We start from the raw sequence: 19198 nt of genomic DNA, 5'->3' as shown, positions 1-19198 counted from the left end.
GACGATCTCCTACTCAAGCTTAGCCGCTGACTTGGAAATTGACATGGCATTGCATGCGACTTAAATTGACACTGTCAATATAAAGGTGGGCCATGCTGTTACGTATTCCGATCTATCTGAATGCTTTGGTGTTTCTTGTGCTAATTCCGTACCTTGAGATCAGCCCGACTCACGTTTTCAATCCGGATTGGCCTGCCCATGCGAAGCTCCATGAAGTCTGGCAACTTGTAACTAATGGCCTGCTTTCGATTCTGACAGTGCTCCTTGTGCGCAATGCGCGCCACGCATTGGTCAGCGGAGCAACCGCATTGGCAATCAATGTTGGCTTTCTCGCGGCACTTGCCGGAGCAGGATCCTATGGTGGCAGTATGGCACACAGCGACGGGTCGGAACTGCTGGTTGCAGGGATAAATCCTGCTTCCGCAATACTGGCATGCCTGTCGCTGGCGATCCTGGCTGGTATGTTTGCCGCGAGGAAAACTGATCTTGCGGCCGAATAGACGCGGGCGGCAACTCCAATCGCGATCGGCCAAAGGTCGGGGTTGGATCGCTCCCCTTGTCGCCGTCGCGGTCGCGCTGCTGGTTGCATTCAATGCAGCCTCAGCGAAGGCCTCTGAATGTAGCTCGTCCCACGCAAGCGCGCGCGAACTCGACCGATTGATCGAAGCGGCCATGACTGAAAGCGGTACTCCCGGCGTTGCAGTGGGCGTGATCGTGGACGGCCAGATAATCTATGTGAAGGGACACGGAATCGTTCACCGCGACATGCCGACAGCGGCGGTCGATTGCCGGACACGCTTTCATGCCGCGTCTCTTTCAAAGCCGGTTGTCGCATCCGCGCTGATGACCGCGTTCGAACGCGGTGAGATGTCAGAGACGCAGACGCTGGCGGACCTTGTGGCGGGATCGAACGCCCATTTGCTGCTGACCGATCTGATGACCCACACTGCCGGGTTGCGCGATCGTCAGCGTGCAAGGGCACGCACCTCTCAGAAGGAGAAGGCGGAGTACTTTGAACGGGCACTCAGGCAGGCAGGCCGCGCCACTGGCGCGCATCGATTTCGCTACACCGATGTCGACTACAATCTGCTCGGCTTTGCCATCGAGCACCGCAGCGGCGGCAGTCTCCAGCATTTTGCCCACGCGCGAATATTTGGTCCGCTTGGGATGATGGACAGCAGCTTTGCACTTGATGCACCCGGTGAGGCAGTCACCGCCTGGCCGCATGTGGGATTGGGCAACACACCAGCGTCCTCGCACCCCCACGATATCGCCTTCGCTCCTTCTTCCGGCTTGCAGACTACGGCCCACGACTTGGTCTTGTTCATGCAGGCCTATCTGGATCGAGATGAGCGGTTGATGGCCCGAACGAGCTATGACAGGGCAGAAGCGATCAAGATGACGACACAGTGGGAAGGCATCTCGCAATCGCTTGTCTGGCAGGTCGCGACACGAGCGGGCCAGAGAGTGCTACAGCACGGCGGTTCGGACAAAGGCTTTCGATCTCTTATAACAATCTATCCGGAAAGCAGAGCTGGCATTGTCATGCTTGCCAATGGCGAACACTTCGACCGATGGACGTTACGCGCCCAGATCGAACGGCTGATCTTTGACAGGTAACGGCTTGGCACTATCCCGCCGGTTCAAGGATTGGGATGAGGCATTGCCGGACGCTCGGTCACGTCGGGAACGCCATAGCCTTTCTGCACCGCCGAACGTCCCGCCACACGGACGTACCAGTCCAACACACACGGAAACTCTTCCAGGTCGATCTTTTGGTGCTCGAAACGCGACACCCATGGCCAGACGGCTATATCGGCGATCGAATACTCCCCGACGATGAACTCGCGGCCTGCAAGCTGTCCGTCTAGGACTGCGTAGAGCCTCCGGGTTTCGGTCAGAAAACGGTTCGCGGAATAGTCCGATGCGCCCGCATTGTAATGCAGGAAATGCGCCGCCTGCCCCAGGATCGGGCCAAAGCCCCCCATCTGCCACATGACCCACTGGATCGTTTCCCAGCGCTTCGCTGGATCGGATGCAAGGAATTGGCCGGAGATTTCCGCCAGGTAGAGCAAGATCGCGCCGGACTCGAAAAGGGTCTGGCCTGTCTCCGTATCCCTGATTGCCGGAATCTTGTTGTTCGGCGTTATCGCATTGAAAGCGTCGGAGAACTGGTCACCCGCATAGATATCGATCGCATGGACGGTGTATGGAATTCGCATCTCCTCAAGCGCGATCGATATCTTGCGCCCGTTGGAGGTGTTCCAGGTGTAGAGTTCAATCATGAATTTGCCTCTGAACTAGCGAAGAAGCTGGGGCGCGTCGCGCAGAGCATCTTCCGCCTCACGCTCAATTCTCGAGATTATGTCTGCGGCAGTCTCGATACGTTCGACCAACCCCACACCTTCGCCAACAATGACGGGTGCTATGTCGAAGTCTCCGACCGACGCCGCATCAGCAAAGTTGGCTCTTTCTGAGGAGTTGGCCGAGGCAAACCCTTCCGCATCGCGCCAACGCTTGGAGAATACATTGCTGGCGACCCTGAGCGTCCAACCGTCTGGCCAGTTGAGCCCGCGCGCCGCATCGAACAGATTGGTTCGTTCGGTTTCGTCACCACACACGGCAAGCGCTCGTTGCTTCGCAGCAGAATGTGCCAGAGATTCCCTTGCTGGATAGAATGCGGTGCCAATCAGGGCTCCACTGGCGCCGCGCACCAGATTTGCCGCGAGTCCGCGCCCGTTGCTGATTCCCCCGGCCGCAATGATAATCGGCCCGAGATTCGCATTGACGACTTCATCGACCAATGGACCAAGTGCACGGCTTGCCCCGTGTCCGCCAGCCTCGCTACCCTGCGCGACAATTACGTCTGCACCCAATGATGCGGCCTCGCGGGCAGCAGCAAGAGATTGGACTTGCATGAACAGGAGTGCGCCGGCTTTTCTGACCTTTGAAACAAGCGGGCCGGCATCGCCAAAGGAAAGAAAAACAGCCTCGGGTTTGCGTTCCAGCACTGCTTCGAATGCTGCTGGATCTTGCAGCACCCTCCAGGTGATGAAGCCTACGCCGTGGCGCGCTCCGCTGGCCAATGCGAGTTCCCTCAGGACTTTCTCGGGCGTCAGGTAGCCGGCGGCGACGAAGCCGAAACCTCCTGCACGCCCGACGGCGTAGGCAAGCGCGCCACCGGAAATACCTGCCATCGGCGCAACCACAATAGGTGCGCGAATATTCAATTCCTTGGTAAGGCGGGTCGAAATTGGCATGGACGTCTGGAACCTATTCTCTTGCCGCAGCCTGCTGTCTGAATTGTTCGACCGGCAGGCCGCCAAGCCCCCAGTCCTCCAATTCGACGACCTCGATCACCACATGTGTAGTCGCCGGGTTCTTGTTCAGCGACCGCTGTAACAGGTCAGTCACCCCCGCGATCAGCTCGGCCTTCTTCTCGGGTGTGGCGCCCTCTGGCGTAATCTTGATGTTCACATAAGGCATGGGTCAAATCCCTTCGTTCTCGAGCAGATCGAAATGAAAGACTTTAGAGATGATCTGCCAGCGACCTTCGCTGTGGATCAGGGTCAGAAAGTCGGTAAAATGTCGCTTGCCGATCGAACACCGTACGCGGGCGAATGCGGTCTTCTGGCCAGCAAAGGAAATCGTCTCGATCGCATCCCTGCGTTGCTCACTATTGGCCGCGGGCGGGGTACGGCTTGCGACGATCGGGAAATACTCCTGCATCGTCAGGTAAGTGAGATGATCCTCTGTTGCACACACGTAGATGGCGCCTGGGTGAAACACCTCCCGAAGGGCATCGAGGTCGCCATGATGGCGACCGTCGAAGTAGCTCTGCAGTACTGTAAGGACTGCAGGTTGCGACGCAGGTGCTTGCGACATCTTGTGCTCCGAGGATTCGTAATTTGAGGGAATGCGACCGAGACGACAGATCGCCTCAGGAGGAGGTAAGTCCTTCGGCGACCATAGCGTTTCGAACCGACGGACGGCTCGAAATACGCGCGACGTAAGCCTTTACCGCAGGCCATCGGTCGAGGCCGATACGTGTTGGGCCAGTCCAGGTCGCGACGGTGTAGGTATATGTGTCGGCCACGGTGAAATTGCTGCCCAACAGATACTCGCGCCCATCTGCCAGCAGGGATTCGATGTAATCCAACCGAACCGCTACCTTCGCCACTGCAGCTTCGCGTTCCTCAACCGACATCTCCTTGCCAGAGAAAAACGGGGCGAAAGCCTTGTGGAACTCGGACGCCGTGAAATTGAGATACTGCTGCAGCCTTGTGCGTTCCAGCGTGGCATTTGCAGGCGCGAGCCCCGCTTCAGGATTCGCATCTGCCAGATACTGGAGGATGGCAGGCGCTTCGATCAGGATATTGCCATCGTCGAGTTCGAGCGCTGGAACATAGCCGAGCGGATTGATCTCGCGGAAGTCCGCTCCGGCTTCGGTTTTCTTGCTGTCCTTGTCGACTTTCTCGATTTCAAACTCGGCGCCGATTTCATTGAGAGCAGTGTGGACTGCAAAGGAACAAGCGCCCTGAAGATAGTAGAGTTTCACTTTCATACTCCTGGTATTGGGGGTGGTCAGGAGTTAGAAACGAAGGTATCTAATGTAAATCAGGTATCCTATGGTAACCTGCAGAATCGAGTTTCCAATTGGTAACCCATGGATTGTGTCATGGCGCTCAAGATGCGAAAGAATGTCAGCCCGAAACCTCCTGAAAGCTGCCCGCTCACCGAATGCATGAAGATTATCGGCGGCGCCTGGACGCCCAATGTCATATGGTCGCTTCGTGGAGGACCACGTCGTTTCAGCGAACTTCGGGTCGATATTCCTCCCGTTTCGCCAAAGGTCCTCAGCACTCGCCTGCGCGAATTGGAAGAGCGGGGCGTCCTGACCCGTACGATCATGCCGACATCACCGCCATCGGTCGAGTACGCGCTGACGCCGCTTGGTTCGCGGCTAATCCCTGCGATCGAAGCCATTGTGGAAGTTGGCCACGAACTGAAGGAGCGAGGGCTCGCGCATTGAAATCGCGCGCTGTCGTACTTGGCTCCAAGTTCATTGCCTCGGAACTCTGATGTCATCCCTCAAGTACCAGTTGTACGATGTTTTCACCCGCATGCCTTTCAGCGGAAATCCGCTGGCGGTATTTCTTGATGCTCATGGTCTGTCATCGGAGTTGAAGGCCAGGATCGCCAACGAACTCAATCTGTCGGAAACCGTATTTCTGGAGCGCCTGGATGGAGGCTCATCTTGGCGTTTGCGTATCTATACTCCGCAAGCCGAGTTGCCCTTTGCCGGTCATCCGACAATCGGTGCGGCTATCGCGCTGCGTGATGCCGGGCTGGCCACGAACAAGGTTGATTTCGAACTGGAGTTGGGTGCGGTTCATGTCACTGTCGACGAGCGTCGAGCCAGCTTAGCAGCTCCGATCCAAGCGTCGAAAGTAGGTACGACCAAGAGCACAGTTGATTGCGCCGAGTTGCTCGGCATCGAGCAAAGTGAAGTCATCGGTGTTACGGGAGCCAGTGCTGGAGTTCCGTTTGCGTTTGTTGAGCTCGGTTCGCGAATGGCACTCCGGAAATGCAGCCTTTCGCTAGGGCATTGGCGCGATGAATGGGCGGATAGCTCGACGCCGCACGTTTATTCGTTCTACCGACGTTCGGCTTCGCAAATTGACGCACGCATGTTCGCTCCGGCGATGGGAATACAGGAAGATCCGGCGACCGGCGGTGCTGCGGCCGCTATGGCGGCGCTGCTTCCCGACGGATTCTACGATATCTCCCAGGGGGAAGATATGGGGCGGCAGAGCCATATGGCGCTACGGGTAACCGGTGATCGAGCTACAATCAGTGGTGAAGCGGTCAGAATCGGGAGCGGAGAGTTCATTGATCTGTTGGTTTAGGCGGGGGATTACCAACCTATCTGCAATGGTCTGGTGGCCTGAAACAAGGAGCGGCTACCGATTGCTCTGCCAAGTGGAGAGCAGTTAGCGTCCGACTTACATCATCAGACCCAGGCATTCGCTGGGTCGCGGGTGGGTTCGGACTTGGGTCCGCAATCGGACTACCTAATGTAGGCGAGATCCCAGCCAGAAGCCGTCTGTCGGCTCGCACCCCATTTTCCTAAATCAATCATTCCCTATCGAAAGCAGCGCTTTTGCCGCGCGAACGATGCGATCGAGATCGCCATGCCCGTCATGATAGAGCCGCACCGTTCCGATAGCGTTCGATGTCAACGCCATCAGCAATTCGCCGGCAATTTGCGCGTCGATTGAATTCGGCAGGCCTCCTTCCTCGATCGCTTGCCGCGCGATGCAGGAAAAAATCTCCGAGTACTTGTGACGCATTTCAATCACCGGCTGATAACGCTCTGGGAAGCGGATCATTCGGGCCTGAACCACGCTGTAGATGAGCGGGAACGTCCGCACTTCCTCTTGCACACCGCGCTGTGCGTCGATCACGCGGCTTAACCGCTTGTCCCAGCTGCCGGGCTCAGCAGCGGCCTCCGCCAGGATCTTATGGCCGCGCTGGATGAACGCCAGCGCGGTCTGGATGAAAAGATCTTCCTTGGATTCGAAGTGGGCATAAATCGCTGGCCCGGTGAGCTCTGCAACTTTGGCAATCTGCTCCAGGCTGGTTTCCGAATACTCGCGCGAGTTGAAACATTGCGCGGCCGCGGCAATGATCCGCGCACGAGTTTTCTGCGCATCGCCACCCGCCGGACGCCCCCGTTTTGGCTTGGCTGGATTGTCCCTTGGACGCTTAGGCATCGCATCCCTTCACTAGGTTCGTAGCGAGAATTCAGTCGCCAGGCTGGTACCAGATTGGCGAGCTGTAGGCGCGCTCTTGCGTGACGAGCGGGACTTCGCTCGGTGGTTTTACTCCAAACCGCACCGCGTCGTAGAGAGTCCATCTGGGCGTCGGTATCTCGATGACCCTGACATAGTAGAACGCCGGAACGGAGGCATCGAAATCAGGGTCGCGCCAGAGCGTCGCCAGCTGAGGCTCCCCGATGTCGTTGGTGTAAGTTGCCGCGCCAAGGTTCACCGTTGAGCCGATGGCAGGAAGCTTTCCGGTCGCAGGGTCAACCTTTCGATCACCCGCGAATGCAACTTCATAGATTTTCTCTTTCAGTTCGCCTGACGCGTCGCGCCAGCCCTTGATCACCTGAACACGGTCGAGATGCGCGCCATTCGGGTCTTTCAGAGCGTGGATCAGAAAGCTTGGCGCATCGCCATCGCCGGTCAGCACCGATCCCATTGGCACTCCGCGCTGGTATCCGGCCCGCGGTAATCTCTCGGCCGCTGCGTCAGAGGCTGAAAAATCCCAGCCGCCGAAAAACCGAAGGCTGATCCGCGGCCCCGTCGTCGCATAGACCTCGCGTCGCTTGAATGCCGCGAACAGCTCCTCGCGCGTATTGGCCCGTGCCCAGGCGCCGATATAGCCGGAGGCGGTGAGCCGCCAATTGTCCCACAAGCGGCCGCCCATCTTCGAGCTGATACGCTCAGGCCTCGGTTCGGACTCCACGAACTTGCCCCAGAAATTGTCGTCGTCCGACGTCGCCAAGCCGGTGTGCGAATCCGTGCTGCCGATCAGGCCGAACTGATAAGGGTTGGTGCCAAAGCGCGCTTGCAAGTCGAGCCCTTGTTTCAACGCCTCACGGGCATATTCGTTGGCAAAGATCTTGCGGCGTTCCGCGGCATCTTCGGGCCGCTCTACCATCGAGATATTGGTCTGATCCCATGTCTCGAAATCAGCGAACTCGTCGGTCGGCGAAAGCAGTGGGTGCGCTTCGCTGTCGCCCTTGACCTGCGTCATCTCATAGAGCGGCTCCCAGCGCGCGCGGGAAGTCACATATTCCCGGTCGAACGGTTTGCCGTCAACCTGGACATCACCGAACATATTGCCGTTCGACACATTGCCATTGTGCGCAATGGCGATGGCTTCTCCGCCAGTCTTCTCCTCGTAACTTTGCAGATAATTCCACAATTCTGCGGGATTGTTGCCATCGGCGGCCGAGAATGGGATCGTTTGCAAGGTCTTGTCCTTGCCATCTTTGTAGACGACCACCCTGTGCTGGTTGCCGCCGCCGGGCATGGAGGTCCATTCGTATCCGGCAAAAGTCGTGAATTTCCCCGGCTGGTAGTGGCGCTCGGCAGCCTCGACGAGTTCGGACCAGATGGTGCGCTTGAAGGCTTCCGGAGGATCGCGTTCGGCTCTTCCCTCTCGCAGCGACGCGACGACCTCATCCATCGGACCGACGGTGTCGCCGGCAGCATCCATGGCGGCCCAGGCGCGCCCCAATGCCGTATCTACGATGTCCGGGTTGCCGTTCTCCATACCCACAAAAACACCAGTGTATTCGGCGTGGTCAGAGATCATCAGGAAGTCGAGCGGAACGGAAAGTTGCGCGACATCGCCCGTATGCGCCTCGATCGGCTCGCCCTTGGCGAACCGGTAGGCCTCGTCGGGACCGAGCGACTTGTTGCCGAAGCTGTAGCTGTCGAAGGAGTAGAACGTGTGAAGGTGCAGATCGCCCCAATAAACGCGTTCCGGAAACTCGGCGATCGGTACATCTGCGGCTGAAGCATACTGCTCATCGCCTGTGCTCTCGGCATTGCAACTCGCCAATGCAAACGCCAGCGCAAAGGAAGCCAAGACACAATTCTTCGAGCTGGGTGGCCGAAGCTTTTCTACCGAAACTTTGCGGGGAGTCCCACGATGCTCTGCCATCCAATCCCTCCATTTCAGCGCGCCTGACCCATGACTGCGGCTGTCCTGGCCCGTTGCCCTCACACTTTTGCGAATGGCGCATGCCGCGCATTAAATTAATCGTCATTCAATAAAATGCAAACGCGATCGGTTTCGGTCGCATCCTTGGGAGGGGAACATGCGCGCAGCGAGCAACCTGAAATCTGGAATTTCGCTACTGACGATTGGGGCGGCATTTGCATCTTCCGCCATGCCAGCCTTGGCGCAAGATACCGCCGATGGCACTTCAGCCGACGACGGTGATGTCATTATTGTCACCGGACGATTGAGGGGCGACGAATCCGTTCAAGACGTCCCACTTGCGGTGACTGTGGTCAGTGTCGAGCAACTTGGCACGCAGGGCGCGCTCAACATTGAAGACATCGAGACATTGGCTCCCAATGTCATCATTGACCCCGTCGGCGCCGGTCCGGGCGGTGGTGCCATTTCGATGCGCGGCGTGAGCTTCGAAGATATCGAGAAAAGTTTTGAACCGACGGTCGGCGTGGTCATCGATGGTGTTTTTCTCGGCACCAATACCGGCCAGCTTACAAATGCATTCGACTTTGAGCAGGTGGAAGTCCTGCGCGGGCCGCAAGGCACGCTGTTCGGGCGCAACACCATCGGCGGCGTCATCAACATCCGTCGCTCGCGCCCGACCAAGGAGTTTGGGATCAAGGCAGAAGCGACCTTGGGCAAATACGGCCGCGAAGAATACAATGCCGTGCTCAATGTCGGCGATGGCGACATGTTCGGGCTCAAACTGTGGGGCTATGACAGGACTTTCGACGGCTTCTACGACAACGTCACCCTGGGCATTGATGCGGGATCGAGCAGCAACACCAATATCGGCGGGACGCTCCTGTTCGAGCCGACACCGGACCTCGAGATTCTTCTGACGGTCGAGCATTCCAAGATTGGCGGTGACCCGGCGGTGGCATCGGTTTCGCAGAATACCGACCTGATCTGCATTCTGTTCGCAAATCCAAACCCCGCGCCGCCCGCAACGTTCAACCTGATCCCGGAGCAGTGCAATCGCGATCTGAAAGACGATCTCTACACTGTATTCGGCCAGTTCCTTGGCGATATCGACTTCAGCGAGGAATCCTATTCGGCTCAGATCAATTACAGCTTCGGCGACTTGAAGCTGACCTCGATCACGGCGCTGAAGGATTCCGACGAGCGGCAAACGCAGGATTTTGATGCGACATCGATCCCCTTCTTCCAGACAGATCGAGCGCAAGACTACAGGCAGTTCAGCCAGGAATTGCGGCTTGCCGGCGACTTTACGGACTCGATCAGCGGTGTTCTGGGGTTCTTCTATTTCGAGAACGAGTACCAGTTGGATTCGACTACGATCCTTCCCGGCGGTGTCTCGAGCAGCAACGGAACCGATCACCAGACCACCAGCTACGCATTCTTTGCCGATTTCGACGTTGCATTGACCGAAAGACTGCGACTCAGCGTGGGTGGGCGCTACTCGATCGACGAGAAGGAATATCGCCGCTTCGTCCTCAATGGCATCGATCTTACCAATGAGGATGAGTGGAAGGAGTTCACTCCGCGCGTCAGCCTCGACTACGATGTGAGCGATGACGTGATGGTCTACGCCTCCTATGCGCGCGGCTATCGTTCCGGTGGCTTCAACGGTCGCGGCATTTCGCCGACTTCGGTCCAGACCTCGTTCCAACCTGAAACCGTCGATTCCTACGAACTTGGCGCGAAAACGACCTTCTTGGGTGGTGCTGGGATCTTCAATATCGCGGCATTCTACGCGCAGTACGACGACAAGCAGGAAGAAGTTGTACAGGCCACGCCGCCAGGTTCTCCCAACCCGCAGGAAACGGTTACACGGAACGCAGCGAGTGCGACCATCAAGGGGCTGGAGGCCGATTTGCGTGTCGAACTCTTCGACGACTTCACGATTACAGGCTCGTTGGGCCTGCTCGATGCCGATTACGACAATTTCTTCATCGACCTCAATCTCAACGGCTTGCAGGATCCGGGGGAAGATGCCTCGACCCGCGAGATGCGCCGCACGCCGGACGTCACCTTCTCGGTTGCGGCGGACTACAAGATTCCGGTGAGCAACTCGAGCGAACTTGCGCTCAACGCACGGCTCTCGACCAGCAGCTCGTATCAGACGACGATCGTTGCCGCTCCAGGCGATTTCGGATCGAATGATCCGCGAGGGGTGCACCCGTCCACGACCGATCTGTCGGCAGCGGCGACATACCGGTTCGACCTGAGCGATCAAGCATCAGCTTATCTCCGGGTGTTTGGCCGCAACCTGCTTGATGAGCGCGGCATCAGTTCAACACTTCCGGTCGCAGGCTTGTTCACGTTCGCAGGCGCAATTCCTCCGCGCCAGTACGGCGTGACGCTCGGCTTCGAGTTCTAAGATTTTCGGAACTCGGGTCTCACCGCTCTCGAGACCATTCCTTGGGCCGCCGCATGGCGGCCCATCTTTTTGGCGTTGGCGGTCTTGTCGGCCTCACCGATTACCTCAGGGGGCCTATGGAGCCCCTCTAATGCGGATCGAGATTCGCTTCCCACCCAAGGCATGAGATACTCGCAGCATATTACCTATGCGAACAACCGACAGAACGTCTCGTGGGTCAGATGGTATGATTTGCGGCAATACCAATTCGTACCACGGCATAAATATCTGAAATTATAGTAGAAGATTGAGGGAGCAAGTTCCCGCACCTCCCGCCACCTATCTCATCGATATCAATCGCAAGGTCGTTTGCCGCAATCTTCACACCAGCCGTTTCTCATTGGCTGGCAGTCTGAGCAGGTTCACCTGCTTACCTGCCAGTCTGTTAAGATTTGGACGCCGGTTTCGACGAGCACATGATATCAGCGGGCGGACTGGAGTTCGCTCCATATACTATCGACGATCGGGCGATTGTTCGATGCGGCCCGAATGGCAACAATCTCGAATTGGCTTGCCCAATGCTCGCTGACACACGTCAGAGGCGCGCGGTTCTGCGTATGCTCTGCGATGGATTCAGGAAGCCAGCCCACACCCAGGCCCTGCTGCACGCCGGTACAGAGGCTCTCAGCGAGCGATGCCCGATAGACCGTGCGTAACCTCTCCGCGAAGTGGGACTTGAGCAGCACGCTTTCGACCACGCGCGACATGAACGACGTGCCTGAGTATTCGAGGTAGGGAATTCGCGCCGTGGCGTCTTCTGCGAGGTCCACATCAACAAGGGCTGAGTTGACGAACGGCATGATACGCTCGCGCCCGAGCGAAAGCTTCGGAAACTGGCTCTCGTCGAGATCGATGGGAACGGACTCGTGGCTGAAACTGATGAAGATATCAGTCGCGCCGCTTTGCAGGCTGCCCAGGTACTCCTCTATGGTGCGGGTTTCGGCAATGATGGAAACCTCGAACCGGCCAATCTGCTCTTGCAGTTGCGAAATCCTGCGTGGCACAAAGTAGAGCGCTAGCGTGTGCAGGCACGCAATGGTCACGGCCCGATCCGAAATTCGTACCAGTTCGGCAGCGCGGCCCCTCGCCTCGTAGGCGCTTGCGATTATCTCGCGCGCGGTCGGTATGAACTCCAGTCCGGCCGGGGTGAGGGCAATGGGATGGGTCGATCGGTCGAGTAGCTCGGTTCCGATCCATGTCTCGAGCGATTTGATCCTTCGGCTAAGCGCGGATTGCGTCAGATGTCGTGCATCTGCAGCCCGGGCAAAGTGTCCCTTCTCAGCAACAGCGATCAGATCCTCGAACCACTTAAGTTCCAAGAAAACCCAACCTTTCAATATCTTGCGTTTTTCGCAATGAGCCTTGCTTATAATGAATTGGATGTCAAGCGGGCTTCGCGCGATCAATTATTTCACGGGACCGATCTCATCTGGGAGGAATATGATGATTGTTCGCAAGGCAAGGCTTATGGGATGCTCCGGAATTGCATTGGCAGTTGGTTTGGCTGCACCGCTGGCAGCCCAGCAGCAGGAAACGATCACGGATCAGTCGGATGCTGCGACAGCATCGGGTACAAACATCGTCGTGACCGGCAGCCGCATCGACAGAACAGTCGAGGAAAGTGCCGTTCCGATCCAGGTGCTGGGTGCCGAAGAGATCGAGGAATCGGGCACGACCGATCTGGCGGAGGCCGTGCTTCAGCTTCCCGGCGTGTCCGAATCGGTGTCTCCGCAGGGTTCAAACAACCAGATCCAGACGAGCGGGCTTTCGACCATCAGCCTGCGCCGGCTGGGCGATGACCGGACCCTTGTCCTTGTCAACGGCAAGCGGGCGGTTTCCAACTCGGGCAATTCCGATCGCGTCAGCCTGTCGACGCTCCCGGCGGGTTTCGTCGAGCGGACGGAAATCCTCACCGGCGGCATGTCGGCTGTTTACGGATCTGATGCGATTGCGGGCGTGGCCAACTTCATTCTGGAGGATGACTTTACCGGAATCTCGCTCGATACTCGTTTCTCCATGCCCGAGGCCAAGGGCGGTGACGAATTTCGCTTCAATGGCCTCGCCGGCACGGAGTTTGCCGATGGACGAGGCTACGCCCTGCTGGCTGTCGAGTACCGCGACGAAGACGAAGTATTCGCCGACTCGAGCCGTCCTCTGACCATCGCCGCGCTCGAATTCGACGATCCGGAGCCGTCCACCGGTGCAAATGGCTGGACCAACGAGATTAACTTCCCTGGGTGCTTCGGTATCGACACCGAGCGGCATTGCATCCTGCCAAGCGGCACCAATTCTATTCCGGGCGGTGTGTTCGAAGGCAACGATGCCTGGTTCGTCAACGGTCGCTGGTTTAACGATCAATCGCTAGCTCCGTCGGACCGTCCGGCTGGCGAAGATTTCTTTGCCGACTACGACGTCCATAATTTTCGTCCTGGCCGCTCCAACTTGCCCGAACGTCAGGTGTTTAACGCCGCGATCCATGCGACCTATGAGTTTTCGGATGCAGCCAAGTTCTCGATCATTGGCTCCTATTCCGATGTCGATACGATCTACTACACCGGCTACGAAACGCTCAATGACAGTGATACGCTGGGCGATGGAACCACCATCGGGAATATGGCGTCCAATCACCCGTTTATCCCGCCGGAAGTTCGTGAAACCTACCTCAACAGTGCAGGACGGCCGACGAGCGTTGATTTCGATCGCGAGTTGGTTGAACTCGGCGAGCAGGCCCGCATCAATGATCGCAGTACCTGGCGCGTCATCGCCGACGTAACGGGCAGCCTGACGGACAAGCTCGATTACGAAGTGTTCGGTACCTATGGACACTTCAAGCAAATCCAGGACAATCCGAACGAATACAATTTCCTTCATGCGCGAAATGCGCTGAGCATCGAATCCGACGGTGCCGGCGGCTTCCGGTGTCGCGATGCCACGGACCGTGCCAATGGCTGCGTTCCGCTCAACATTTTCGGTGCAGGTACAATCAGCCAAGCCGCCGCGGATTACATCCGCTACAATGGCCATGGCGAACAAACTCGCGAGCAGATCACGGCCGGCGGTTTCGTCAAGGGATCGCTGTTTGCACTGCCTGCAGGTGATGTGCGCTTCGCGCTCGGCGTAGAATGGCGCAAGGAGAGCCAGGACACGCACGGCGATCCGGACGGAGACGATTTCGCGGGCATCAACGGCGTACGCGATCGCCAGGATGGGGCAACGCGGGACACGCCGGGCTACCTGCCCGATACCGACTTCGACCTGACCTCGCTCGCAACCTTTCCGAGCGTTTCGGCCAGTTACACGGTCAAGGAGGCATATGCCGAACTCGACGTGCCGGTCTTCGACGGGATGAACGTGCAACTCGCTGCCCGGGTCGGCGATTACAACACCATCGGGACGATCTTCAGTTACAATGCCGGAGCGGTGTGGCAGGCCTCGCAGGACATCTTGTTCAGGGCGCAGTATTCGCGTTCCCAACGCGCTCCGAACCTGACCGAGATCTTCTCGCCGCCGCGCCCCGATGCCGACGACCTGTCCGACCCGTGCGAAGGTTTGTTGCCAGACGGCACGGGCATCACGGCAATTGTCGGCAATGGCGCGGATAACGCCGACCTCGCGCTGGTCGCCCAGAACTGCCTCGCCGAACCCGGCATCCAGGCCTTCTTTGCCGACCCGGATAACGCCGGCGATCCGTTCAATGATGGACAGGCGGGTACGCAGGGCCCGAACGCGGGTAACCCCAATGTGAAGGAGGAGACCGCCGATACGATAACGGCCGGCTTTGCCTTCACGCCGAGCTTTATTCCCGGCCTGTCGCTGGTTGCGGACTACTATCGTATCAAGATTACCGATGCCATCACTTCGATCTCGACGCAGGACACGGTTTCGCTTTGTTATTCGTCCGCGGATTATCCCAACAACAAGTTCTGCGATGTCATCACGCGCAATGGCGCGGGGCGGATCACCGAGGTAATCAACTTCCAGGAAAACCTCGACACCGAGCTGGTAGAAGGGATCGACGCTCAGTTGAGGTATCGCTTCGAACCGGGCTTCATACCCGGACGTTTCGATCTCGATTTCCGTTATTCGCACTACTTCAAGCAGGAGGTAGAGTTCGAAGGTATCGGTGGAACGATCATCAAGGCATCGCCGCTCGGTGAAATCGGCAATGGCGAAGACGAGTTCCGCGCCCAACTCGGCTACCGCAACGGTCCGTTCCGGGCGACCTACACTGTGACCATGCTGGGTGGCGGCGTCGACAATATCGAACAGCACGGCAATCGCGGGGACGACCGGTATTACAAGGCCGACAACCAGTACTTCCACCGCGTCTACTTGGCGTATGACTTCGGGGACAACGAGCAGTACCGGATCTATGGCGGCGTGAACAACCTGTTCAACAACTTCGGTCCATTCATGCCGACGGGTCTCGATTACGGCTCGAGCTACAACCTCGATACGCCCCTCAACGATGTGCTAGGCCGGGAATTCTACCTCGGTCTAAGGGCACGCTTCTGAAGCCCTCGGGTCGGGTTTAGGGGCGGGTGAAATCCAATAAATGGAGAACATCCGCCCCCCTTTTTAGTCCGACGCAAATAGGGGTCTCAGGCGCATGAAATACGAAAACTACCTTCTCGCCGCGGCACTCGCCTGCATGGGCACGACCGCTGCCGGACAGTCGCCCGAGCCGATGACTGCGATCGACTTCGTCGAGATCAGCCAGCTTGATGAGCCGACCCTCTCTCCAGACGGAAAGACGCTGGCATTCCTGCAATCCCATACGGATTGGAAGGAAAACAAGGTGATCGAGCGCCTGCAATTGCTCAATGTCGAAACGGGCGTGAAGACAGCCGCCATTACCGCCGTCAAGGAGGACGAAACGCACTCGGGTGCAGTGTGGTCGCCTGACGGAAGCCAGTTTCTCACCCTGCTCGAACGCAAGGGCGACAAGGAAAAGCAGGTCTACCTCGTCATCCCGTCGACAGGATCGATCGAGCGCTTGACCGAGTTGGAAGATGAGGTCGAGGATCCGGTCTGGGCTGGCGACGGAACAGGATTTTATTTCCTAGCCGCGCGGCCGCTCGATGAGGACACGCGAAAACTGCGCAAGCGGCAGTTCCTCGTGCGCGAATACGAGACGCGCGAACCGGCAGCACTGTGGCATTTCGATCTTGCCACGCGCAAGGCAGCGCCGGTCATTGCCGGCGAGTTCTTCCTGCGCGAATACTCGCTGGCGCGCGATGGCGGCGCAGTCATCGACTTGCGTGCACCGGGCGGCCTGGGCGACGATATTCACCGGGGCGAACTATGGCTGACTCGGTTGGCCGACGGAACGACGCGCCAGTTGACCCGCAACGAATATGCCGAGCGCTATGCCAAGCTTTCGCCGGACAACACGCATTTCGCCTTCATCGCGACAGTCAATGAGAAGGGCGAAGGCTATCACGAAGATAACCTCTTCGTGCAGCAGGTGGGCTCAATGGAACCGCGGCTGCTGTTGCCCGCAGAGAATTTCGAGATGGTCGACTTCGCATGGGATGCGTCGGGCGGCGGACTGTTCATCCTCGGCAATATCGGGCTCCGCACCGAGCTGTTCCACTATGATCTGGACGGCGACAGGCTGAGTAAGCTGACCCACGGCGATCACGTGATCACCAATTGGGAATACGATCATCGCACCGACCGTCACCTGGCAATCATCCGGAATGAGACCAATCCGGGCGAGATCTATCGTCTCGATCCATCGGAAGGCGGCGCGCTGGCGTTGACGCGCCTGACTGGACATTACCGGGATTGGCCCGAACGTTTCGCCTTGCCACGGCAGGAGGCCTTCCGCTGGACCGGGCGCAAGCGGCAGGAACTCGAAGGGCTGCTGGTCTATCCGGTCGGCCATGTCGCGGGCGAGCGTTTCCCGCTGGTGACCATTACCCATGGGGGCCCGCGGTCATCTTCGCAGTTCGGATCTTGGAACGATTCCCGCTTCGTGGCCGTGCTTGCGGGCGAAGGTTATGGCGTGTTCCTACCCAACCATCGCGGCGGCACGGGCTATGGCGATGCCTTCATGCGCGACATGGTCGGCGGCTATTTCACCCATGCGCATCACGATGTCATGGATGGCATCGACGCGCTGATCGAGCGAGGCCTTGCCGATCCCGATCGCCTTATCAAGATGGGCTGGAGCGCGGGTGGTCACATGACCAACAAGCTCATTACCGAAACCGGTCGCTTTAAGGCAGCATCCTCAGGGGCCGGCGCATCGGACTGGCTCTCGATGTATGGAGAGAGCGACATTCGCCACGATCGCACGCCATGGTTCGGCGATGCGCCATGGGTCAGGAAGGCTCCGATCAAGTCCTATCGCGACCAGTCGGTCATCCAGAATGCATGGCAAGTCACGACACCCACCGTGTTTTATGTCGGCGGAGACGACGTGCGGGTCCCGCCCACACAATCGATCCTGCTTTACCGCGGTATCAAGGCTGCGGGTGTCCCGACCGAACTCTTCATCGCCAAGGGCGAACCCCACAATTTCCGCAAGCCTTCGCATCAGCTCTTCAAGATTCAGACCGACCTTTCTTGGTTCGCAAGTCATCTGGGCCGGGACCAGTATGTGCTGCGGTTCCCCGAGGCGGCGCTGCGCGAAGAGGATGAGGAGGAAAAGGAGAAGGACGAGAAAGTAGACGAGGAGCCAGCGGTGCCCGATACCACGCTTCCAGAGACACCCGAGACGGTCGAGGAAGCGCAATGAACGAACCGCTGATTACCAATGACGCTATCGTACTGGGGCTATTCGCCCTGATCCTGGGAGGATTGTTCTATCTGCGCAGCTTGGGCGGCAGATGGGATCGGTTTTTCACTTTCGTCCCCATTATCCTGCTGTGCTACCTCCTCCCGTCGCTGCTCAACACCGCCGGGGTGATCTCATCGAAAGAGTCGCAGTTGTGGGATGTGGCCAAGGACTACTTCCTTCCCGCCGCATTGATCCTGTTGACCCTCAGCATCGATCTCAAGGCGATCCTCGGTCTCGGGCCAAAGGCGCTGATCATGTTCCTTACCGCTACGGTCGGGATCATCATTGGCGGGCCGCTCGCGGTCCTGATGATCGGGACGATCGATCCGGCGACGGTCGGGGGCGAGGGTGCGGACGCGACCTGGCGCGGGCTCTCAACACTGGCGGGAAGCTGGATCGGCGGCGGTGCGAACCAGACCGCCATGCTCGAGATCTACGGTTACAATCCCGAACGATACGCCGCGATGGTGGCGGTCGACATCATCGTAGCCAACGTCTGGATGGCTATCTTGCTGTATGGTGCGGGCAATCCGGCACCGATCGATCGCTGGCTCAAAGCCGACACGACCGCCATCGACCGGTTGCGCGACACTATCGCCGACTACAGCGCCAGGATCGAACGGCCGACGACCGTGCCCGATCTCATGGCGCTGCTCGCCGTGGCATTGGGAGGGGTTGGCCTTTCGCACCTCGTGGCTTCGATCGCCGGGGCTGCATTCGCCCAGATTGAAGGGATGGGCGACACCATCCTGGCTAATGACTTCTTCTGGATCGCCGTGACTTCGACCACGGTCGGGCTGTCGCTGAGCTTCACGCGGGCGCGCGGTCTCGAAGGGGCGGGGGCATCCAAGATCGGGACCGTCTTCATCTTCCTGCTGGTGACAATCATCGGGGCGAAGATGGACGTCCTGCAGATTGCGGACCAACCCCTGCTGTTCCTGCTCGGTTTCGTCTGGATGACGATCCACGCCTTGCTGCTGATCATGGTGGCCAAACTCATCCGCGCGCCGTTCTTCTTCGTTGCGATTGGGAGCAAGGCGAATGTGGGCGGGGCGGCCTCGGCACCAGTCCTCGCCGCCGCATTCCATCCGGCTCTCGCGCCGGTTGCGGTACTTCTCGCCGTGCTGGGCTACGCGCTGGGAACCTATGGCGCGATCCTGTGCGCGGAACTGATGCGGATGGTCGTGGGATAGCGAATTCTCGATGAGGACGGG

The 19198-nt window shown here is 58.4% G+C and carries 16 protein-coding genes; 8 read left to right on the top strand and 8 right to left on the bottom strand.

Translation table 11 applies throughout. From position 1 onward, the window contains the following. The first annotated feature begins 92 nt into the window (after positions 1-92). Together P7228_RS01260 and P7228_RS01255 are read left to right on the top strand one after the other, a co-directional pair. Positions 93-500 (top strand): hypothetical protein, encoded by a 408-nt coding sequence (locus tag P7228_RS01260; RefSeq protein ID WP_278016417.1) that lies wholly within the window; start codon positions 93-95, stop codon positions 498-500. Further along, on the top strand, positions 466-1620 hold the full coding sequence (locus P7228_RS01255; RefSeq protein WP_347402849.1) for a serine hydrolase domain-containing protein: 1155 nt from the start codon (positions 466-468) through the stop codon (positions 1618-1620). The genes P7228_RS01260 and P7228_RS01255 overlap by 35 nt, the downstream gene beginning before the upstream one ends. A 23-nt stretch (positions 1621-1643) precedes the next feature. Here P7228_RS01255 and P7228_RS01250 read toward each other — a convergent pair whose 3' ends face one another. From P7228_RS01250 to P7228_RS01230, 5 genes are read right to left on the bottom strand one after another with little or no spacing between them, the layout of a single operon-like run. Then, positions 1644-2285, bottom strand: a complete 642-nt coding sequence (locus P7228_RS01250; RefSeq protein WP_278016415.1) for a glutathione S-transferase family protein — start codon at positions 2283-2285, stop codon at positions 1644-1646. 15 nt (positions 2286-2300) lie between these two features. Then, a complete protein-coding gene (locus P7228_RS01245; protein WP_278016414.1) occupies positions 2301-3260 on the bottom strand; it encodes an NAD(P)H-dependent flavin oxidoreductase in 960 nt (319 codons plus the stop codon). A gap of 13 nt (positions 3261-3273) precedes the next feature. Beyond that, positions 3274-3486: a tautomerase family protein gene (locus tag P7228_RS01240; RefSeq protein WP_278016413.1), complete on the bottom strand. Its 213-nt coding sequence runs from the start codon at positions 3484-3486 to the stop codon at positions 3274-3276. A 3-nt stretch (positions 3487-3489) separates the two neighbouring features. Beyond that, positions 3490-3885, bottom strand: a complete 396-nt coding sequence (locus P7228_RS01235) for a nuclear transport factor 2 family protein (protein WP_278016412.1) — start codon at positions 3883-3885, stop codon at positions 3490-3492. A 55-nt stretch (positions 3886-3940) separates the two neighbouring features. Beyond that, positions 3941-4558, bottom strand: a complete 618-nt coding sequence (locus tag P7228_RS01230) for a glutathione binding-like protein (protein WP_278016411.1) — start codon at positions 4556-4558, stop codon at positions 3941-3943. Between the two features lie 120 nt (positions 4559-4678). Here P7228_RS01230 and P7228_RS01225 point away from each other — a divergent pair, with 120 nt between their 5' ends. Both P7228_RS01225 and P7228_RS01220 read left to right on the top strand, forming a co-directional pair. Continuing rightward, on the top strand, positions 4679-5032 hold the full coding sequence (locus P7228_RS01225; RefSeq protein ID WP_278016410.1) for a winged helix-turn-helix transcriptional regulator: 354 nt from the start codon (positions 4679-4681) through the stop codon (positions 5030-5032). A gap of 49 nt (positions 5033-5081) precedes the next feature. Beyond that, the gene (locus tag P7228_RS01220) at positions 5082-5909 is read left to right on the top strand and encodes a PhzF family phenazine biosynthesis protein (RefSeq protein WP_278016409.1); all 828 of its coding nucleotides are present in this window, start codon (positions 5082-5084) and stop codon (positions 5907-5909) included. A 225-nt stretch (positions 5910-6134) separates the two neighbouring features. Here the strand turns inward: P7228_RS01220 and P7228_RS01215 are convergent, their stop codons facing one another. Both P7228_RS01215 and P7228_RS01210 read right to left on the bottom strand, forming a co-directional pair. Next, positions 6135-6776, bottom strand: coding sequence for a TetR/AcrR family transcriptional regulator (locus P7228_RS01215; RefSeq protein ID WP_278016408.1), 642 nt, complete (start codon positions 6774-6776; stop codon positions 6135-6137). A 31-nt stretch (positions 6777-6807) separates the two neighbouring features. Then, positions 6808-8664 carry a DUF3604 domain-containing protein gene (locus P7228_RS01210; RefSeq protein WP_278016407.1) on the bottom strand — a complete coding sequence of 619 codons (1857 nt, stop codon included), beginning with the start codon at positions 8662-8664 and terminating at the stop codon, positions 6808-6810. Between the two features lie 232 nt (positions 8665-8896). Between P7228_RS01210 and P7228_RS01205 the strand changes: the two genes are divergently transcribed. Then, positions 8897-11158, top strand: coding sequence for a TonB-dependent receptor (locus tag P7228_RS01205; protein WP_278016406.1), 2262 nt, complete (start codon positions 8897-8899; stop codon positions 11156-11158). A gap of 461 nt (positions 11159-11619) precedes the next feature. On the opposite strand, the gene P7228_RS01200 is transcribed toward P7228_RS01205, so the two are convergent. Next, entirely contained in the window at positions 11620-12534 is a 915-nt protein-coding gene (locus P7228_RS01200) for a LysR family transcriptional regulator (protein WP_278016405.1), read from the bottom strand. 163 nt (positions 12535-12697) lie between these two features. Here P7228_RS01200 and P7228_RS01195 point away from each other — a divergent pair, with 163 nt between their 5' ends. The 3 genes from P7228_RS01195 (at position 12698) to P7228_RS01185 (ending at position 19177) form a co-directional block, all read left to right on the top strand. Then, a complete protein-coding gene (locus P7228_RS01195; RefSeq protein WP_278016404.1) occupies positions 12698-15712 on the top strand; it encodes a TonB-dependent receptor domain-containing protein in 3015 nt (1004 codons plus the stop codon). 94 nt (positions 15713-15806) lie between these two features. After that, on the top strand, positions 15807-17942 hold the full coding sequence (locus tag P7228_RS01190; RefSeq protein WP_278016403.1) for a S9 family peptidase: 2136 nt from the start codon (positions 15807-15809) through the stop codon (positions 17940-17942). After that, positions 17939-19177, top strand: a complete 1239-nt coding sequence (locus P7228_RS01185) for a DUF819 family protein (protein WP_278016402.1) — start codon at positions 17939-17941, stop codon at positions 19175-19177. Before P7228_RS01190 ends, P7228_RS01185 begins: the two co-directional genes overlap by 4 nt. Positions 19178-19198 lie beyond the last annotated feature (21 nt).

The organism is Altererythrobacter sp. CAU 1644 (genome assembly GCF_029623755.1).
GTDB classification, from domain to species: Bacteria; Pseudomonadota; Alphaproteobacteria; order Sphingomonadales; family Sphingomonadaceae; genus Erythrobacter; species Erythrobacter arenosus.
This window is presented reverse-complemented; position numbering and strand designations above follow the sequence as displayed.

Bases quoted from the DNA above. Each gene is read 5' to 3' on its own strand.
- P7228_RS01205 (WP_278016406.1), top strand. From the start codon at position 8,897: ATGCGCGCAGCGAGCAACCTGAAATCTGGAATTTCGCTACTGACGATT.
- P7228_RS01215 (WP_278016408.1), bottom strand. From the start codon at position 6,776: ATGCCTAAGCGTCCAAGGGACAATCCAGCCAAGCCAAAACGGGGGCGT.
- P7228_RS01220 (WP_278016409.1), top strand. From the start codon at position 5,082: ATGTCATCCCTCAAGTACCAGTTGTACGATGTTTTCACCCGCATGCCT.
- P7228_RS01245 (WP_278016414.1), bottom strand. From the start codon at position 3,260: ATGCCAATTTCGACCCGCCTTACCAAGGAATTGAATATTCGCGCACCT.
- P7228_RS01235 (WP_278016412.1), bottom strand. From the start codon at position 3,885: ATGTCGCAAGCACCTGCGTCGCAACCTGCAGTCCTTACAGTACTGCAG.
- P7228_RS01190 (WP_278016403.1), top strand. From the start codon at position 15,807: ATGAAATACGAAAACTACCTTCTCGCCGCGGCACTCGCCTGCATGGGC.
- P7228_RS01260 (WP_278016417.1), top strand. From the start codon at position 93: ATGCTGTTACGTATTCCGATCTATCTGAATGCTTTGGTGTTTCTTGTG.
- P7228_RS01185 (WP_278016402.1), top strand. From the start codon at position 17,939: ATGAACGAACCGCTGATTACCAATGACGCTATCGTACTGGGGCTATTC.
- P7228_RS01240 (WP_278016413.1), bottom strand. From the start codon at position 3,486: ATGCCTTATGTGAACATCAAGATTACGCCAGAGGGCGCCACACCCGAG.
- P7228_RS01250 (WP_278016415.1), bottom strand. From the start codon at position 2,285: ATGATTGAACTCTACACCTGGAACACCTCCAACGGGCGCAAGATATCG.
- P7228_RS01225 (WP_278016410.1), top strand. From the start codon at position 4,679: ATGGCGCTCAAGATGCGAAAGAATGTCAGCCCGAAACCTCCTGAAAGC.